This window comes from Enterobacter sp. LM3, assembly GCF_046622475.1.
Lineage (GTDB): Bacteria > Pseudomonadota > Gammaproteobacteria > Enterobacterales > Enterobacteriaceae > Enterobacter > Enterobacter cloacae_P.
This window is the reverse complement of sequence record NZ_JBJURN010000024.1, coordinates 1-17030: the sequence shown is the minus strand read 5'-3', so window position 1 is coordinate 17030 and position 17030 is coordinate 1. Positions and strand designations below refer to the sequence as shown.

The window sequence follows — 17030 nt, the reverse complement described above, 5'->3', positions numbered from 1 at the left end:
ACACTATGCAGCTCAACATCACAGGACACAATGTCGAAATCACTGACGCTTTGCGCGATTTTGTGAACGCTAAGTTCGCGAAACTCGAGCAGTATTTCGAAAGGATCAATCAGGTCTATATTGTGTTGAAAGTGGAGAAAGTGACTCATATCTCGGATGCAACCCTGCACGTGAACGGGGGTGAACTCCATGCCAGTGCGGAAGGGCAAGACATGTACGCTGCTATCGACGGCTTGATTGACAAGCTTGCGCGGCAGCTAAATAAACATAAAGATAAACTGAAACAACACTAATTGTCCGGGCAGTTAACGGGTGCAGACAGGCCTGTTGTGAAACACAACAGGCCATTTGTGCAGTTAGCGCTTAGGTGAAATTATGATGAACAACGATTCCGCTCTTCAACTGAGCAATGTCCTTAACCAGGAATGTACCCGCAGTGGCGTTCACTGCCAGAGCAAAAAACGTGCGCTGGAGATCATCAGTGAACTGGCCGCAAAACAGCTGGGACTGCCGCCGCAGGTGGTGTTCGAAGCGATTCTGACCCGCGAAAAAATGGGCAGTACCGGCATCGGCAACGGCATCGCGATCCCGCACGGCAAACTGGAAGAAGACACATTGCGTGCCGTCGGTGTATTTGTGCAGCTGGAAACGCCTATCGCCTTCGATGCCATTGATAACCAGCCCGTCGATCTCCTCTTCGCGCTGCTGGTTCCTGCCGACCAGACGAAAACGCATCTGCATACGCTTTCGCTGGTTGCTAAACGTCTGGCCGATAAAACCATTTGCCGTCGACTGCGTTCAGCCCAAAGTGATGAAGAGCTCTATCAGATTATCACTGAAGCAGAAGGCAATCAGGATGATGCATAACCGGGAGATGGCCTTCACATCTGTTGTCCTGAGGAGAAACGGAACATGGTGCTGATGATCGTCAGCGGTCGTTCAGGGTCGGGAAAATCTGTCGCCCTGCGTGCGCTGGAAGATATGGGTTTTTACTGCGTAGATAACCTGCCGGTCGTGTTACTGCCCGATCTGGCGCGGACGCTTGCCGACAGGCAAATCTCGGCGGCCGTCAGTATCGACGTCCGTAACATGCCCGAATCACCAGAAATCTTTGAGCAGGCGATGAGCAACCTGCCGGAGTCTTTCTCACCTCAGCTGCTGTTCCTTGATGCTGACCGCAACACCCTGATTCGTCGCTACAGCGATACCCGTCGTTTGCATCCTCTTTCCAGTAAAAATCTCTCTCTGGAAAGCGCTATCGACGAAGAGAGCGATCTGCTGGAGCCGCTGCGCTCCCGTGCCGATCTGATTGTCGACACCTCCGAAATGTCCGTTCATGAGCTGGCAGAGATGTTGCGTACCCGCCTGCTGGGCAAACGCGAACGTGAACTGACGATGGTGTTCGAATCCTTCGGCTTTAAGCACGGTATTCCTATCGATGCGGATTATGTTTTCGACGTGCGCTTCCTGCCGAACCCGCACTGGGATCCAAAACTGCGTCCTATGACCGGTCTGGATAAACCCGTGGCGGCCTTCCTCGACAGGCACACAGAAGTTCACAATTTTATCTACCAGACGCGAAGCTACCTTGAGCTATGGTTACCTATGCTGGAGACAAACAATCGTAGCTACCTGACAGTGGCGATTGGTTGTACCGGCGGTAAACATCGTTCGGTTTACATCGCCGAACAGCTGGCCGACTACTTCCGTTCGCGCGGGAAGAACGTTCAGTCCCGTCATCGTACGCTGGAAAAACGTAAAACATGACCGTAAAACACACCGTTGAGATCACCAACAAGCTGGGCATGCATGCACGCCCGGCAATGAAACTGTTTGAGCTGATGCAGGGTTTCGATGCAGAGGTTCTGCTGCGTAACGATGAAGGTACCGAGGCGGAAGCAAACAGCGTGATTGCACTGCTGATGCTGGACTCGGCCAAAGGCCGCCAGATCGAAGTAGAAGCCACTGGCCCACAGGAAGTGGAAGCGCTGGCAGCGGTGATTGCCCTGTTTAACGCCGGGTTTGACGAAGACTGATCCCTGTCTCTCAGGCGGGTGGCGCTACGCCTACCCGCCCTACATCAGCTTATTTCTCTCCATAAATCCTTCCCCACCTAGCTGACGCATCTGGCGCATAATCCATGCCTGACGGCTGCGCACATAACCCGATGGCGCACTGGCCTTAAAGCGAACGGGATTCGGTAATACTGCCGCTAACAACGCAGCCTCAGAGAGGCTCAACCGGCTGGCCGGTTTATTGAAATAACGCTGTGCGGCCGCTTCAACGCCAAACACGCCGTCACCAAACTCGGCGATATTCAGGTAGATGGTCAGAATACGTTTCTTGCTCCAGACCGTTTCCATCCCCAGCGTCAAACCCGCTTCCAGCCCTTTTCGTACCCAGCTTCGACCATCCCATAAAAACAGATTTTTTGCCGTCTGCTGTGACAACGTCGAGGCCCCGCGCACGCGGTTTTCGTGGCGTTCGTTATGGGCCAGAGCCTTCTCAATGGCCGCCACGTCAAAACCCCAGTGCTCCGGGAATTTTTGATCTTCTGCGGCAATCACAGCCAGTCCCATGAACGGGGAAATTTCATCCATGCTCACCCAGTCAGAGTGAGCGACATAGCTGAAATCACCGGAGAGCCATGCGCCGAGCTGGCGCTCAACCATCACGGCCGAAAACGGTACCGGCATAATGCTGAATAAAGCGATCCCGCCGCCCCAGAAAACAGCCAGCACGAGCGCAATGCGTAACAGGGTACATTTCACCCACGTACCCACAGCAAACTGGCGACTCATTCAGTCAGAACCAGCACTCTGTCCACCAGCTTTTCAATGCCCGTGGCGGCCTCTGCGATATTTTGCGCCAGCATATACGCAGGTGTGGTAACGATCCTGTTGTCTTCATCAACCACAATGTCATCGACCGGACAAGGCACATGTTCGCCCCCCATATCTTCAATGACCTCTGCAGTATCAATATCCGTCCCGATGGTCAGGCGCAGCGGGAAATCAAAAATTTTGGGTAGCATCGCCGGGGCAATACAGATAAAGCCCAGCGGTTTACCCGCCGCATGCATCGCCTGTGACAACGCTTTTAAATCCGGATCGATATGACATTCCGCACCCTGGGCCGCAAAGGTACTGAGGTTTTTGGCCGCGCCAAACCCACCAGGCACAATTAACGCGTCCAGCTCCGTGGCATCGGCCTGAATCAGGGGATGGATCTCCCCCCTCGCAATACGTGCGGCTTCAGTCAGCACGTTACGGGTTTCTGCCATCGATTCACCAGTCAGATGATTGACAACATCCGTCTGGTTTTTATCCGGCGCGAAACAGATCGCCTCAGCACCATGCCGGGCCAATGCCAGGAGGGTAATGACGGCTTCATGTATCTCCGAACCATCGTAAACACCGCATCCGCTCAGCACGACACCAATCTTTTTCATCATGACGTTCCTTCTATGCAACTCACTGAAGCACATTAATAATTCTGATTAAAACGCTATGCTTCACACATTTCACTGATTCATGTAACAAATCATTTAAGATTTGCTATCTTATCTGCGTGCGGCCCAAATATTCAGGCTGCGTCGTAAGCAAAAACAACACGAAAGAAATATCAGGCGCAGCCACGATTTCCCTGGTGTTGGCGCAGTATTCGCGCACCCCGGTTAAACCGGGGTCATTTTTTTCTGGTATCCACCCAGGCTTTCAGTACCGCCACATCGTTCTGCCACTCCTGCTTCATCTCTTCAACCCAATCACCCACGTTATCTTCCCAGGCAGGTAAATCAGGCGACTGAATTTGTTGTCCCAGTTGTTGCAGGTGGCGTAGCCCGACCGAACCCGCCGCGCCTTTGATCTTATGCCCCTCTTCGACGATACCTTTCTGGTCACGCGCGGTCAGGTTAGACTCCAGCACACTCAGGTAGCCCGGCATCATTTTTTCAAACACGGCCAGACCGTCGGTAATCAGTTTTGGGCCAACCAGATCGATATACTGCTCCAGCATGGCGGTATCCAGTATTGCTTGTGCTTTTGCGCTATCAACTGACGTCATGGTGCTTTCCTCTTCATCACAGGTATCCCAGAACTTCTTGATCATGGCGGTCAGGGCAGGCACCGCCAGCGGCTTGCTGAGCACATCATCCATACCGGCATCGAGGTACTCTTTTTTGTCTTTCAGCACGTTCGCCGTCAGCGCAACCAGCGGCGGCAGATCGTCGGCAGCATACTTGCTCGTCAGTTCACGTGAGATATCCAGGCCGGTCATATCCGGCAGCTGAATATCCAGCAGGACGAGGTCATACTCACCCGGAGTGAACATCTCCAGTGCGGCTTTCCCGGTCATCGCCACATCCACACTGTTGCCCAGTTTTTCCAGCACTGAACGAGCCACAATCACGTTCAGCTCAATGTCTTCCACCAGCAGAACGTGCAGCGCTGGCAGCGGCATATCGTCGTTTTCAAAGGTATCCTCAACCTCTTCTGCCACCGCTGGCGCATGCACCGTCAGGGTAAAGGTAGAACCTTTGCCCGCCAGGCTGGCCACCGTGATATCCCCACCCATACTCTTCGCAAGACGTTTAGACACCGCCAGGCCAATACCGGTCCCCGTTGCAGGCTTACCGCCGTGGCTGTCCTTCACCTGATAATACATGGCGAAGATTTTGTCCTGTTCTTCCTGCGGAATACCAATCCCTGAGTCTTCCACCTCAAAGTGCAGCATATCGCCGTCATCATAGCGGATACGCACTGCAACCCGCCCCTTCTGGGTAAACTTCACGGCGTTACTGATCAGGTTCCACAGAATTTGTCGCAGACGCGTACCGTCCGTCACCACTTTATGCGGCAACGGCAGCGTTGGCTCCATGACAAAGCTCAACCCCTTTTGCTGCGCCTGCAAACCGGAAAGGTTCTCCAGATCGGCAAGGAAGCTGGTGAAATCAACCGGCTGATTATCAAGCTGGACCTTACGGCGCTCCATCTTATCCATATCGATAATATCATTGAAGATATTGCCCAACGTGACCGCCGAGACGTGGATCGTTTTAAGGTATTTCTCCTGTTCACTGGTCAGATCGGTATCCAGCAAAATGCGACTTAACCCGACAATCCCGTTCAGCGGTGTGCGCAGTTCGTGACTGATGGTGGAGATGAATGTGGTTTTGTCACGGCTGGCACGCTCAAGCGCATCCTGATAGCGCTTACGCTCGGTAATATCGCGGCCAAAGCCCATCAGGCCGTGACGTTTCCCGACGCGGTCATAGTACGGTACCTTGCGGATCTCAAAACAGGCTTTCCGTCCGTCCGGGTAATCCAGCCACTGCTCGTAAGTCAGCGAGACGTTGTGACGGAAGACTTTTTCATCCGTCTCCATCACTTTAGCGGCAGCCTCTTCGGAGTAGACATCCTGTGGTTTCAGGTTAATCAATTGCTTTTCGCTTTTGCCGGTCAACAGCTCCATCGCCCGGTTACAGCCGGAAAATTCTTTATCTTCATTACGATAGAAAACCAGATCCGGTGAAGCATCAAGGAAGGAGCGCAGGAAAGAGGATTGCTGCTCGAGCTGGATCTGCGTCACTTCACGCTCTTTCATCTCGATTTTCAGCTGCTCCAGCGTGGTCTGACGCTCGGCCTCAGCCTTCTCACGTTCTGAAATTTCCTGGTTAAGCTGCGCAATGTTGTCCTTGAGCTGGACGTTGAGCTTGAGATCGCGCTCGCGCATCTCCTCCAGTTTCTCAACCAGCCGGGTAAGGCGCTGACGGGACTCTTCGAGTTGCTCAACCACCACAGAGAGGAAATAGACCGCCCACGGCGTAATCAGCAAACCGAAGAAGATAGAGCGGATCACGTCGATACTCTCGACCTGACCATGCAGAACCATAGTCACCGCCATTTGCACCACAATGGCCAGTACAACCAGTGCCAGCGCCAGCAGCATGGAGAAACGCACCAGCCCGAGCTTCATCATCAGATCGACGTAGTACTGGGCAAGCATTCGAATTTGCTTCATAGAGGATCCCTTCACGACTTTATCGCTCAATAATACTCAAATTCGCGACGGGGCGTTGAAGGTTGTGAGAAAAAGTGCGGGGTGAAACAGGAGATTAGCCTCGCTCCCGGCAAACCGGAAGCGAGGAGAGGTCAATCAGGAACGTTTCAGAAGCAGCCAGAGGCTGATCAGGAAGAAGCTGGCACTCGGCAGCAGCGCACCGATAATCGGCGGAATGCCATAAACCAGCGTCAGCGGGCCGAAAATCTGGTCGAGGACGTAGAACACAAAGCCGAAGCTGATACCGGTGACAACACGAATCCCCATCGGCACGCTACGCAGCGGCCCGAAGATAAACGACAGGGCCATCAGCATCATTACCGCCACGGACATCGGCTGGAAGATTTTGCTCCACATATTGAGCTGATAACGCCCGGCATCCTGCCCGCTCGACTTCAGGTATTTCACATAGTTGTGCAAACCGCTAATGGAGAGCGCATCAGGATCCAGCGCAACGACACCCAGTTTGTCCGGAGTGAGCTTAGTCTTCCACGTGCCGGAAACCGTCTGAGAACCGGTGATCTGTTTCGGGTCTGTCAGGTCAGATTCATCAACCTGCGACAAACGCCACAGCTTGTTAGCCGTATCAAATTTGGCCGATGCGGCATAGCGAACAGACTGTAAACGACGCTCATTATTGAAAGCATAAATACTCACGCCGCCCAGTTCGTCATCACCTTTCACACGTTCGATATAGACAAAGTTATTGCCATCTTTCGCCCACAGACCTTGCTGAGTCGAGAGCAGTGAACCACCGTACATCGCCTGAGCACGGAAGTTACGCGCTGTCTGCTCGCCCTGCGGTGCCACCCACTCACCAATCGCCATCGTCAGCAGTACCAACGGGATCGCCGTTTTCATGACTGACAGGGCAACCTGCATACGGGTAAAACCGGAGGCTTGCATGACCACCAGCTCACTACGCTGCGCCAGCATCCCCAGCCCAAGCAGCGCGCCTAACAGCGCCGCCATCGGGAAGAAGATCTGCACATCTTTTGGCACACTGAGCAGGGTAAACATCCCCGCGCCCATTGCGTCGTAGCTCCCCTGCCCGGCTTTTTTCAGCTGATCGACAAATTTGATGATGCCGGAGAGCGACACCAGCATGAACAATGTCATCATGATGGTGGAGAAAATTGTTTTACCGATATAGCGATCGAGAACGCCAAACGCCTGCATTACAACGCTCCTTTACGCGAGAATCGGGCACGAATGCGGCGCACCGGCACCGTATCCCACAGGTTTAATCCCAGCGCCAGCAGGATATACACGCTGTTGACGACCCACGTCCAGACCATCGGGTCCAGCTTACCTTTCGCACCGTTAGAGCGAATCGAGGTTTGCAGCAGGAAATACACCAGGTAAAGCAGCATCGCTGGCAGCATAGAGAGCACGCGTCCCTGACGCGGGTTCACTACGCTCAGTGGGACAACAATAAATGCCATCATAAACACGGTGAAGACGAGAGTAATACGCCAGTGGAACTCCGCTTTCGCCCTGTCGGTGTCCGTATTCCATAGCGTGCGCATATCCATCTGCTCGGTGTCACTTGAATCCAGTGCCACTGCCTGATGGCCAATAATGGCCTGATAGTTCATGAAGTCCGTAATACGGAAATCACGCAGCATCGCGGTCCCTTCAAAACGGGTCCCTTTATTCAGCGTCACTATCTGGGAACCATCTTTACGCTGAGCCAGTTGACCGGAATCTGCAACCACCACCGACGGACGCGCATTACCTTTCGTCCGTAGCTGCGCCAGGAAGACGTCGTTGAATTTACTGCCATCAACGCTCTCAATAAACAGTACAGAGTTACCGTCGGTCGCCTGCTGGAACTGTCCCTGCGCTAACGCTGCCATGCCGGGGTTCGCTTTGGCTTCAGCCAGCACTTCATCCTGATGGCGAGAGGACATGGGGCCGGCCCACATCACGTTCACGGCGGCAACAATACCGGTGAACAGCGCCAGAACAAAGGCTGCTTTCACCAGCACGGCTTTACTCAAGCCGCAGGCGTGCATGACCGTAATTTCACTTTCGGTATAGAGCCTGCCCAACGTCATGAGCAGACCAAGGAAAAGACTTAGCGGCAGGATAAGCTGCGCCATTTCCGGGATCCCTAAACCAAGCAGGGAAAGCACCAGATTCGTTGGAATTTCGCCGTCAACGGCCGCACCGAGGATCTTAACCAGCTTCTGACAGAAAAAAATCAGCAGCAGGATGAAGAGGATCGCCAGTTGGCTTTTGAGCGTCTCCCGCACCAGATATCTTATGATTATCACTTTAAATACGCCCGTAAAAACCCGTCTCTTTGCTGGAAAATCGCTTGTTTCATGGCTTAAACGTCATTTATTCTCTTGAGTCGTCGAAATCATCGCTAAGATTAAAACATCCGGCGGATTCACGCCTCAGGACTTTTTCTGACGTGTCGAAACCGTAGTAACGTAAGATTAACACGAAGTCACCACAACAGCGGACATGAGTTACGAAAGGTTTCAATTCTATCTGTAGCCGCCGCCGTTGTCTTTAAGATTCAGGAGCGTAGTGCATGGAGTTCAGTGTAAAAAGCGGTAGCCCGGAGAAACAGCGGAGTGCCTGCATCGTTGTGGGCGTCTTTGAACCACGCCGACTCTCCCCGATAGCCGAGCAACTCGATAAAATCAGTGACGGCTACATCAGCGCCCTGCTGCGCCGTGGCGAACTGGAAGGTAAACCTGGGCAGACGCTGTTACTGCACCATGTTCCGAACGTACTGTCCGAACGTATTCTGCTGATTGGCTGCGGCAAAGAACGCGAGCTGGATGAGCGTCAGTACAAGCAAGTTATTCAGAAAACGATCAATACGCTGAATGATACCGGTTCAATGGAAGCGGTGTGCTTCCTGACTGAACTGCACGTCAAAGGCCGCAACACCTACTGGAAAGTTCGCCAGGCAGTCGAAACCGCTAAAGAGAGTCTGTACAGTTTCGATCAACTGAAGACCAACAAAAGCGAGCCGCGTCGTCCGCTGCGTAAAATGGTCTTTAACGTGCCAACCCGTCGCGAACTGACCAGCGGCGAGCGCGCTATCCAGCACGGTCTGGCGATTGCCTCTGGTATCAAGGCAGCTAAAGATCTTGGCAACATGCCACCAAACATCTGTAATGCCGCGTACCTGGCCTCTCAGGCTCGCCAGCTGGCGGACTCTTACAGTAAGAATGTCATCACCCGCGTCATCGGCGAACAGCAGATGAAAGAGCTGGGCATGCACTCTTATCTCGCGGTCGGAAACGGTTCTCAGAACGAATCCCTGATGTCGGTCATCGAGTACAAAGGCAACCCGTCCGAAGACGCGCGCCCTGTCGTGCTGGTCGGTAAAGGCCTGACCTTTGACTCCGGCGGTATCTCCATCAAACCAGCCGAAGGCATGGATGAGATGAAGTACGACATGTGCGGTGCTGCGGCTGTTTATGGTGTGATGCGCATGGTCGCTGAGCTTCAGCTGCCCATTAACGTTATCGGCATACTGGCAGGCTGTGAAAACATGCCTGGCGGTCGCGCGTACCGTCCAGGTGACGTACTGACCACCATGTCCGGCCAGACCGTTGAAGTGCTGAACACCGATGCCGAAGGTCGACTGGTGCTGTGTGATGTGCTGACCTACGTCGAGCGTTTCGAACCTGAAGCGGTCATTGACGTCGCAACGCTGACCGGTGCCTGCGTGATTGCGCTGGGCCACCACATCACCGGATTGATGTCTAACCACAACCCGCTGGCACACGAGCTTATCGGCGCGTCCGAGCAGGCGGGTGACCGTGCATGGCGTCTGCCACTGGGCGATGAATTCCAGGAACAGCTGGAATCCAACTTCGCAGATATGGCGAATATTGGCGGCCGCCCTGGCGGTGCGATTACCGCAGGCTGCTTCCTGTCGCGCTTCACCCGCAAGTACAACTGGGCACACCTGGATATCGCGGGCACCGCATGGCGCTCCGGTAAAGCCAAAGGTGCAACCGGTCGTCCGGTCGCGTTGCTGTCGCAGTTCCTGCTTAACCGCGCAGGATTTAACGGCGAAGAGTAATTGCCGTTTGTAGGCCGGGTAGGCACTGCGCCGCCCGGCTTTGCATTTAAATCCACAACAAGAAGCCCCATATATGAAGAATGCAACGTTCTACCTTCTGGACAACGACACCCACCAGGATGGCCTCAGCGCTGTTGAACAACTGGTGTGTGAAATTGCCGCAGAACGTTGGCGCGCAGGTAAACGCGTTCTGATTGCCTGTGAAGATGAACAACAGGCTATCCGCCTTGACGAAGCGCTGTGGGCACGCCCACCGGAGAGTTTTGTTCCGCATAACTTGTCCGGAGAAGGGCCACGCGGCGGCGCACCGGTAGAAATTGCCTGGCCGCAAAAGCGCAACAGCAGCGCGCGCGATATTCTGATTAGCCTGCGGATAGATTTTGCAGATTTTGCCACCGCTTTCACAGAAGTGGTAGACTTTGTCCCCTACGAAGAATCTTTGAAACAACTGGCACGCGAGCGCTATAAAGCGTACCGCCTGGCTGGTTTTAACCTGAATACGGCAACCTGGACATAATGGAAAAAACATATAACCCACGCGATATCGAACAGCCGCTTTACGAGCACTGGGAACAGCAGGGCTATTTCAAGCCTAACGGCGATGAAAGCAAAGAGTCCTTCTGCATCATGATCCCACCGCCGAACGTCACCGGCAGTTTGCATATGGGTCATGCCTTCCAGCAGACCATCATGGACACCATGATCCGCTATCAGCGCATGCAGGGTAAAAACACCCTATGGCAGGCGGGGACTGACCACGCGGGTATCGCGACCCAGATGGTGGTTGAGCGTAAAATTGCCGCTGAAGAAGGTAAAACCCGCCACGACTACGGTCGTGATGCCTTCATCGACAAAATCTGGCAGTGGAAAGCCGAATCTGGTGGCACCATCACCCGTCAGATGCGCCGTCTTGGCAACTCCGTAGACTGGGAGCGCGAACGCTTCACTATGGATGAAGGTCTTTCCAACGCCGTGAAAGAAGTGTTTGTCCGTCTGTACAAAGAAGACCTGATTTACCGCGGCAAACGCCTGGTCAACTGGGACCCGAAACTGCGCACCGCCATCTCTGACCTGGAAGTGGAAAACCGTGAGTCTAAAGGCTCCATGTGGCACATCCGCTATCCACTGGCCGACGGCGCGAAAACTGCAGACGGTAAAGATTACCTGGTCGTGGCGACCACCCGTCCGGAAACCCTGCTGGGCGATACCGGCGTGGCTGTTAACCCGGAAGATCCGCGTTATAAAGATCTGATCGGTAAATTTGTTGTGTTGCCGCTGGTTAACCGCCGTATTCCTGTTGTGGGCGACGAACACGCCGACATGGAAAAAGGCACCGGCTGCGTGAAAATCACGCCAGCGCACGACTTCAACGACTATGAAGTGGGTCGTCGTCACGCCCTGCCGATGATCAACATTCTGACCTTCGACGGCGATATCCGTGAAAGTGCAGAAGTGTATGACACCAAAGGCAACGAATCTGACGTTTACTCAAGCGACATCCCGGCAGAGTTCCAGAAGCTGGAGCGTTTTGCTGCGCGTAAAGCCGTTGTGGCTGCCGTTGATGCACTCGGTCTGCTGGAAGAGATTAAACCTCACGATCTGACCGTGCCGTACGGCGACCGTGGTGGTGTGGTTATCGAGCCAATGCTGACCGACCAGTGGTATGTGCGTGCTGACGTGCTGGCAAAACCGGCGGTTGAAGCGGTTGAGAACGGGAGCATCCAGTTTGTACCGAAGCAGTACGAAAACATGTACTTCTCCTGGATGCGTGATATTCAGGACTGGTGTATCTCTCGTCAGCTGTGGTGGGGTCACCGTATTCCGGCGTGGTATGACAACGAAGGCAACGTCTACGTTGGCCGCAGTGAAGACGAAGTGCGTCAGGAAAACAACCTGAGCGCCGACGTTGCTCTGCGTCAGGACGAAGACGTGCTGGACACCTGGTTCTCCTCCGCACTGTGGACGTTCTCCACGCTCGGCTGGCCAGAAAACACCGATGCGCTGCGTCAGTTCCACCCAACCAGCGTAATGGTTTCCGGCTTCGACATCATCTTCTTCTGGATTGCCCGCATGATCATGATGACCATGCACTTCATCAAAGATGAAGATGGCAAGCCGCAGGTTCCGTTCCATACCGTCTATATGACTGGCCTGATCCGTGATGACGAAGGCCAGAAGATGTCCAAATCCAAGGGCAACGTTATTGACCCGCTGGATATGGTTGACGGTATCTCCCTGGAAGACCTGCTGGAGAAACGCACCGGCAACATGATGCAGCCACAGCTGGCAGAGAAAATCCGCAAGCGTACCGAGAAGCAGTTCCCGAACGGGATTGAGTCTCACGGTACCGACGCCCTGCGTTTCACCCTGGCAGCGCTGGCCTCTACGGGCCGCGACATCAACTGGGACATGAAACGTCTGGAAGGTTACCGTAACTTCTGTAACAAACTGTGGAACGCCAGCCGCTTCGTGCTGATGAACACGGAAGATCAGGATTGCGGCTTCAACGGCGGCGAAATGACCCTGTCTCTGGCGGATCGCTGGATCCTGGCCGAGTTCAACCAGACGGTGAAAGCGTTCCGTGAAGCGCTGGACAGCTACCGCTTTGATATCGCGGCGGGCATCCTGTACGAATTCACCTGGAACCAGTTCTGTGACTGGTACCTGGAGCTGGCGAAGCCGGTTATGAACGGTGGGTCTGAAGCAGAACTGCGCGGCACGCGTAATACGCTGATTACCGTTCTGGAAGGACTGCTGCGTCTGGCGCATCCGGTGATTCCATTTATCACCGAAACCATCTGGCAGCGTGTGAAGGTGATTGCGGGTATCAACGCAGATACCATCATGCTCCAGCCATTCCCGGAATTCGATGCAGCCCGTGTTGATGAAGCTGCAGCTGCCGATACCGAATGGCTGAAACAGGCGATTGTTGCGGTACGTAACATCCGCGCAGAAATGAACATCGCTCCGGGTAAACCGCTTGAGCTGCTGCTGCGCGGTTGCAGCGACGCGGTTGTTCGTCGTGTCACCGAGAACAACACCTTCCTGAAAACGATGGCGCGTCTGGAAAGCATCACCGTGCTGCCGGCTGATGATAAAGGTCCGGTTTCCGTGACTAAAATCATCGACGGTGCTGAGCTGCTGATCCCGATGGCAGGCCTTATCGACAAAGACGCAGAGCTGGCTCGTCTGGCGAAAGAAGTGGCGAAAGTCGATGTGGAAATTGGCAAAATCGAAAGCAAACTGGCGAACGAAGGCTTTGTGGCCCGCGCGCCGGAAGCGGTCATCGCGAAAGAGCGTGAACGTCTGGTTGCCTTTGCGGATGCCAGGACCAAACTGATCGAGCAGCAGGCGGTTATTGCGGCGCTGTAATAGTATGAAAACGCCGGAGACCCTCTTCGGCGTTTTCTTTTATAAGGCATTTTTTATTCGTACCAGCTTCCCGTCTGGCATAGTTATCCAGTAATACTCTATGTTGCTGAAAGAAAATCTTTCGTAAGATCCCGCATCGAATTCCACGACTAGCAGTACATTTTTTTCAATACAATTTTCTTTTGTGTTTTTTTGTGGCGGAAAACAAAACAGATCACCATCTCCCGATTTCTCACCATCAATAAACCCGCCACCAACATCCCAAAAAACAATATGGTAAGAGGCACTTGTCGGTATATGGTATTTTGCCTTCAGCTCATTTTTGTGCTGCAGATACCAGTGTATCCGTCCCCACTCGGTTAATGCAAAATGGTTAACTGCAATATCATAGGCCTCAAAATCCATAAAACCACGTTCACTACTAGCATAAATCCCATGAAAAAACGTAGGATCATACTCAAATCTCTCACCAGCCCGAAGGATTGTCACAGGTCGTTGAGCCCAGAGGAGATAACCGCATATCAGCAACACCAGGCCACCGATAATGACGTTACGTTTCGGCTTCATACGCTTCCTTTAATATGCACATGGGCAGTTAAATTAGTCATAAAGGGTTTGTATGCATAATCACGATGCCTCTGCAGGAAAAACCAGATGCGGAAGAAGCGGAAATTTTTATAGAGTTCGTTAGCAATATCCTCTCTGCCCAGACCAAAATGGTCCTGCCCTTTAAAAGAAAGTAATCCCTCCCATGACATGGCATAGCGCTGGAAACGCACCAGTTTGATTTGTTGCGCATAAATATCATGTATGCTTACCCCCAAACCATTTACTCTGTCGGTATAACGGTTGAATTTTGGCAGTTTAGAACTTTGCATTTCTGATTTAAGTTTTACAAAGAAGAAATCATCCAGCCGCGCGTCCCGTTTAGTATGCAATTGTTTATTGATCTCATCCCGAATTTTCATCAACATATCATTCGTTCCAACGCCCCTTATGACCTCCTCATACGCGCAATTCAGAAGTCCACCAGACCATGGTAGCCCATTACCGTAATGGAAATGATCAATCAGTTCCCCAATAATAGGGGAATATAACCCTTTAGCGAATTGTGTTGACAGTTCTTTCATCTCATCAAACATGATATCTGCACAATGTTGGCGACTAATCGGCCTCCCTTGCGGTTGTTGATGGCCAAAACTCAAAGCATGGATGTTAAAAGTGGCCATCATATCAAATTGCAAACACCTGAATGGGTCGACACGAGCAGAAATATCCTGCAACCCCAGTTGCTGAAAGTCCCAATCGTTCAAATCACCATACTTCATATCATCAATATGATAATCCTCAAAGCGATGGAGTGTGGAAAATATCTCTCGAGGCAGAGACATAAATAAATGCATATCCCTATTCATAATTCATCACCCTGACAAATAATATAATGGAGCTTAAAACCAGGATGGAAAAATTAATCTAAATAAAATTAATAAAAATTGAGCCACACGACGAAATACACCAATTAGTGATGAAAAAAATTCTCAGTGGTAATATCCACCTTGCATGATGGAAAAGAGAGTGGTATCAAATATCACTATGATGAATTGTTTTTCGATTGAGTAACAAAATGAATTCCACGCAGTCCCTTCCTACACTCCGCCGGATATCCGCCAGCGACAACCCGGCTATTGCCGCCGTTATCCGTACCGTCTCTGCGGAATACGGCCTGACCGCCGACAAAGGCTATACCGTTGCCGATCCGAATCTGGACGAGCTGTTTCAGCTTTACAGCCAGCCAGGCCATGCCTACTGGGTGGTTGAATATGATGGCCAGGTGGTGGGCGGCGGCGGTGTTGCGCCACTGACGTGCAGCGCGCCGGATATTTGCGAGCTGCAAAAGATGTATTTTTTACCTGCCATGCGTGGCAAGGGGCTGGCGAAAAAGCTGGCATTGACCGCCCTCGATCACGCGCGCGAACAGGGTTTTAAACGCTGTTATCTCGAAACAACCGCCTTCCTTAAGGAAGCCATTGGCCTGTATGAACATCTGGGCTTTGAGCATATTGATGCGCCGCTGGGTTGCACCGGCCACGTCGATTGCGAAGTCAGGATGCTGAAAAGTCTGTAAATTTCGTTCCCACCCTCTTCTGTTAAGCGGCCTTAAACTGAATGCTCTACACTTTTCAGTTCACACCATAACAGGGGAAACACGATGTCGAAGATAAAAAGCTACGCCGCACCGCAGGCGGGTGCAGAACTTGAACTGTACGAATACGACGCGGGCGAACTAAAAGCAGAAGACGTCGAAGTTCAGGTTGATTACTGCGGGGTCTGCCACTCCGATCTTTCGATGATCGACAACGAATGGGGCTTTTCACAGTATCCTCTGGTTGCCGGACACGAAGTTATTGGCCGCGTCGTCGCGCTCGGTAGCGCCGCGCAGGATAAAGGCCTGAAGGTAGGCCAGCGCGTGGGGATCGGCTGGACGGCGCGCAGCTGTGGTCACTGCGACGCCTGTATCAGCGGCAACCAGATAAACTGCCTCGAGGGCGCAGTACCAACTATTCTGAACAAGGGCGGTTTCGCCGATAAACTGCGGGCCGACTGGCAATGGGTTATCCCACTGCCGGACAGCATTGATATTGAATCCGCAGGCCCACTACTGTGTGGTGGTATCACCGTCTTTAAACCGCTGCTGATGCACCATATCACCGCCACCAGCCGCGTGGGTGTGATTGGTATTGGCGGTCTGGGTCATATCGCCATCAAACTGCTGCATGCGATGGGCTGTGAAGTCACCGCGTTCAGCTCTAACCCGTCGAAAGAGAAAGAAGTGCTGGCGATGGGTGCAGATAAGGTCGTCAACAGCCGCGATCCGGATGCGCTGAAAGCGCTGGCAGGTCAGTTTGATCTGATCATCAACACCGTGAACGTCGATCTCGACTGGCAGCCATACTTTGAAGCACTGGCCTACGGTGGTAACTTCCACACCGTCGGTGCAGTCATGAAGCCGCTTCCGGTTCCGGCGTTTACGCTGATCGGCGGCGATCGCAGCGTGTCCGGTTCTGCGACCGGTACGCCATTCGAGTTGCGCAAACTGATGAAGTTTGCCGGACGCACCAGAGTGGCTCCAACCACCGAGCTGTACCCGATGTCAAAAATCAACGAAGCCATCCAGCATGTGCGCGACGGTAAAGCCCGTTACCGCGTGGTATTAAAAGCGGATTTCTGATGTGAATTTGCCGGGGAAATGTGCGGCCTGATGCCCCCATCCCAGCCCTCTCCCACAGGGCTGAGGGTTCCCCAGTAATTTTGTTCTTCTTAAGCAATTAAACTATTTCATTGAAATATAAGACTTATAGCGACTCCATGGTCCGGCTGAAAATCGCCGAAGCGTTTCCGTAAGGCCGGGGCGAGGCGCAGGGATGCGCCGAGAGGGCATTGCCTGCAGGGATGCAGGCTAATGCTGAAGTGGTTTAATAGTTTTAGACACGTTCAGAGGTTATAAATTAAATAACTGATGAGGTGCAAAAAATGAATTCAC

General features: G+C 52.8%; 16 protein-coding genes. 9 read left to right on the top strand and 7 right to left on the bottom strand.

What is annotated here, in order from left to right; translation table 11 throughout:
* Window positions 1-5 precede the first annotated feature (5 nt).
* The 4 genes from hpf (at window position 6) to npr (ending at window position 2036) form a co-directional block, all read left to right on the top strand.
* Entirely contained in the window at window positions 6-293 is a 288-nt protein-coding gene (gene hpf, locus ACJ9N4_RS19145) for a ribosome hibernation promoting factor (protein ID WP_014071954.1), read from the top strand.
* Between the two features lie 82 nt (window positions 294-375).
* Window positions 376-867 carry a PTS IIA-like nitrogen regulatory protein PtsN gene (ptsN, locus tag ACJ9N4_RS19140; protein ID WP_131635296.1) on the top strand — a complete coding sequence of 164 codons (492 nt, stop codon included), beginning with the start codon at window positions 376-378 and terminating at the stop codon, window positions 865-867.
* Window positions 868-912: 45 nt separating this feature from the next.
* Window positions 913-1767 (top strand): RNase adapter RapZ, encoded by an 855-nt coding sequence (rapZ, locus tag ACJ9N4_RS19135; protein ID WP_182272794.1) that lies wholly within the window; start codon window positions 913-915, stop codon window positions 1765-1767.
* Complete coding sequence (gene npr / locus ACJ9N4_RS19130; RefSeq protein ID WP_182272795.1) at window positions 1764-2036, top strand: PTS phosphocarrier protein NPr; 273 nt, start codon at window positions 1764-1766, stop codon at window positions 2034-2036. The genes rapZ and npr overlap by 4 nt, the downstream gene beginning before the upstream one ends.
* A gap of 39 nt (window positions 2037-2075) precedes the next feature.
* Here the strand turns inward: npr and mtgA are convergent, their stop codons facing one another.
* From mtgA to lptF, 5 genes are all read right to left on the bottom strand, one after another.
* A complete protein-coding gene (gene mtgA / locus ACJ9N4_RS19125; RefSeq protein WP_411500720.1) occupies window positions 2076-2801 on the bottom strand; it encodes a monofunctional biosynthetic peptidoglycan transglycosylase in 726 nt (241 codons plus the stop codon).
* Window positions 2798-3451 carry an isoprenoid biosynthesis glyoxalase ElbB gene (gene elbB / locus ACJ9N4_RS19120; protein ID WP_182274578.1) on the bottom strand — a complete coding sequence of 218 codons (654 nt, stop codon included), beginning with the start codon at window positions 3449-3451 and terminating at the stop codon, window positions 2798-2800. Before elbB ends, mtgA begins: the two co-directional genes overlap by 4 nt.
* A gap of 236 nt (window positions 3452-3687) precedes the next feature.
* Window positions 3688-6021 (bottom strand): aerobic respiration two-component sensor histidine kinase ArcB, encoded by a 2334-nt coding sequence (gene arcB / locus ACJ9N4_RS19115; RefSeq protein WP_411500719.1) that lies wholly within the window; start codon window positions 6019-6021, stop codon window positions 3688-3690.
* Between the two features lie 135 nt (window positions 6022-6156).
* Window positions 6157-7239 carry an LPS export ABC transporter permease LptG gene (gene lptG / locus ACJ9N4_RS19110; RefSeq protein ID WP_182272798.1) on the bottom strand — a complete coding sequence of 361 codons (1083 nt, stop codon included), beginning with the start codon at window positions 7237-7239 and terminating at the stop codon, window positions 6157-6159.
* Complete coding sequence (gene lptF, locus ACJ9N4_RS19105; protein WP_182272799.1) at window positions 7239-8339, bottom strand: LPS export ABC transporter permease LptF; 1101 nt, start codon at window positions 8337-8339, stop codon at window positions 7239-7241. Before lptF ends, lptG begins: the two co-directional genes overlap by 1 nt.
* Window positions 8340-8605: 266 nt before the next feature.
* On the opposite strand from lptF, the gene pepA reads away from it, so the two are divergent.
* From pepA to ACJ9N4_RS19090, 3 genes are all read left to right on the top strand, one after another.
* Window positions 8606-10117: a leucyl aminopeptidase gene (gene pepA / locus ACJ9N4_RS19100; RefSeq protein WP_182272800.1), complete on the top strand. Its 1512-nt coding sequence runs from the start codon at window positions 8606-8608 to the stop codon at window positions 10115-10117.
* 73 nt (window positions 10118-10190) lie between these two features.
* A complete protein-coding gene (gene holC, locus ACJ9N4_RS19095; RefSeq protein ID WP_182272801.1) occupies window positions 10191-10634 on the top strand; it encodes a DNA polymerase III subunit chi in 444 nt (147 codons plus the stop codon).
* Complete coding sequence (locus ACJ9N4_RS19090; RefSeq protein ID WP_182272802.1) at window positions 10634-13489, top strand: valine--tRNA ligase; 2856 nt, start codon at window positions 10634-10636, stop codon at window positions 13487-13489. The genes holC and ACJ9N4_RS19090 overlap by 1 nt, the downstream gene beginning before the upstream one ends.
* Before the next feature lie 39 nt (window positions 13490-13528).
* Here the strand turns inward: ACJ9N4_RS19090 and ACJ9N4_RS19085 are convergent, their stop codons facing one another.
* Both ACJ9N4_RS19085 and ACJ9N4_RS19080 read right to left on the bottom strand, forming a co-directional pair.
* Window positions 13529-14056 (bottom strand): DUF943 family protein, encoded by a 528-nt coding sequence (locus ACJ9N4_RS19085; RefSeq protein WP_182919017.1) that lies wholly within the window; start codon window positions 14054-14056, stop codon window positions 13529-13531.
* Window positions 14053-14904, bottom strand: coding sequence for a DUF3289 family protein (locus ACJ9N4_RS19080; RefSeq protein WP_182919018.1), 852 nt, complete (start codon window positions 14902-14904; stop codon window positions 14053-14055). The genes ACJ9N4_RS19085 and ACJ9N4_RS19080 overlap by 4 nt, the downstream gene beginning before the upstream one ends.
* A 209-nt stretch (window positions 14905-15113) precedes the next feature.
* Between ACJ9N4_RS19080 and ACJ9N4_RS19075 the strand changes: the two genes are divergently transcribed.
* Both ACJ9N4_RS19075 and ahr read left to right on the top strand, forming a co-directional pair.
* Window positions 15114-15614 (top strand): GNAT family N-acetyltransferase, encoded by a 501-nt coding sequence (locus ACJ9N4_RS19075; RefSeq protein WP_182919019.1) that lies wholly within the window; start codon window positions 15114-15116, stop codon window positions 15612-15614.
* An 84-nt stretch (window positions 15615-15698) separates the two neighbouring features.
* Window positions 15699-16718: an NADPH-dependent aldehyde reductase Ahr gene (gene ahr, locus ACJ9N4_RS19070; RefSeq protein WP_182272806.1), complete on the top strand. Its 1020-nt coding sequence runs from the start codon at window positions 15699-15701 to the stop codon at window positions 16716-16718.
* Window positions 16719-17030 lie beyond the last annotated feature (312 nt).

What these genes read in the sequence shown, in the direction of transcription:
- hpf (WP_014071954.1), top strand. Translation starts at nt 6, where the DNA reads ATGCAGCTCAACATCACAGGACACAATGTCGAAATCACTGACGCTTTG.
- ptsN (WP_131635296.1), top strand. Translation starts at nt 376, where the DNA reads ATGATGAACAACGATTCCGCTCTTCAACTGAGCAATGTCCTTAACCAG.
- rapZ (WP_182272794.1), top strand. Translation starts at nt 913, where the DNA reads ATGGTGCTGATGATCGTCAGCGGTCGTTCAGGGTCGGGAAAATCTGTC.
- npr (WP_182272795.1), top strand. Translation starts at nt 1,764, where the DNA reads ATGACCGTAAAACACACCGTTGAGATCACCAACAAGCTGGGCATGCAT.
- mtgA (WP_411500720.1), bottom strand. Translation starts at nt 2,801, where the DNA reads ATGAGTCGCCAGTTTGCTGTGGGTACGTGGGTGAAATGTACCCTGTTA.
- elbB (WP_182274578.1), bottom strand. Translation starts at nt 3,451, where the DNA reads ATGAAAAAGATTGGTGTCGTGCTGAGCGGATGCGGTGTTTACGATGGT.
- arcB (WP_411500719.1), bottom strand. Translation starts at nt 6,021, where the DNA reads ATGAAGCAAATTCGAATGCTTGCCCAGTACTACGTCGATCTGATGATG.
- lptG (WP_182272798.1), bottom strand. Translation starts at nt 7,239, where the DNA reads ATGCAGGCGTTTGGCGTTCTCGATCGCTATATCGGTAAAACAATTTTC.
- pepA (WP_182272800.1), top strand. Translation starts at nt 8,606, where the DNA reads ATGGAGTTCAGTGTAAAAAGCGGTAGCCCGGAGAAACAGCGGAGTGCC.
- holC (WP_182272801.1), top strand. Translation starts at nt 10,191, where the DNA reads ATGAAGAATGCAACGTTCTACCTTCTGGACAACGACACCCACCAGGAT.
- ACJ9N4_RS19090 (WP_182272802.1), top strand. Translation starts at nt 10,634, where the DNA reads ATGGAAAAAACATATAACCCACGCGATATCGAACAGCCGCTTTACGAG.
- ACJ9N4_RS19085 (WP_182919017.1), bottom strand. Translation starts at nt 14,056, where the DNA reads ATGAAGCCGAAACGTAACGTCATTATCGGTGGCCTGGTGTTGCTGATA.
- ACJ9N4_RS19080 (WP_182919018.1), bottom strand. Translation starts at nt 14,904, where the DNA reads ATGAATAGGGATATGCATTTATTTATGTCTCTGCCTCGAGAGATATTT.
- ACJ9N4_RS19075 (WP_182919019.1), top strand. Translation starts at nt 15,114, where the DNA reads ATGAATTCCACGCAGTCCCTTCCTACACTCCGCCGGATATCCGCCAGC.
- ahr (WP_182272806.1), top strand. Translation starts at nt 15,699, where the DNA reads ATGTCGAAGATAAAAAGCTACGCCGCACCGCAGGCGGGTGCAGAACTT.